Below are 432 nucleotides of genomic sequence, written 5' to 3' on the forward strand. Positions count from 1 at the left end.
ACCTATGCCTCGCCGGTGCTTGGCGATGCGATCGTCTCGGCCGTGGACGGAAAGCTGCAGGTGAAGCTCGACCGGACCGATCTCACGATGCTGCTCGAGGCGAACCGGGATGATCCCGGCCTGTTCCAGGCGCGGCTTGCGCCGAGCGGCGGCTACGCCCCGATCGTGGCGATCGTCGGCGACGCCCCGTTCGTGCAGATGCGGTTCGAGCGCGACATGGCCGGGCGGGTCACGCAGATGCGCTGGATCAATCCTGAATTGCCGCATGCCTTCGCGCGGCAGTCCGGACAATAGCGCGAGCAGGGGAGGTTCCGATGACGCGCTTTCACAGCCTGGCAAGGCCCGGCCTGGTTCTGACGCTGTTTGCTCTGACCTCGATCGCAGCGCTGCCGCCCACGGAAGCGGCGTCGATTGCCGCGCCGCCTCTTGTGC

At 67.4% G+C, this 432-nt stretch carries 1 protein-coding gene; it reads left to right on the forward strand.

The features are described 5' to 3' along the window. On the forward strand, positions 1–294 hold a 294-nt coding region (locus AB4Y92_RS25945; RefSeq protein WP_441822236.1), incomplete at its 5' end, for a hypothetical protein. Between the last annotated feature and the right edge of the window lie 138 nt (positions 295–432).

It is taken from the genome of Lysobacter sp. TAB13, assembly GCF_052113885.1.
In the GTDB taxonomy this organism is placed as follows: domain Bacteria; phylum Pseudomonadota; class Gammaproteobacteria; order Xanthomonadales; family Xanthomonadaceae; genus Lysobacter; species Lysobacter gummosus.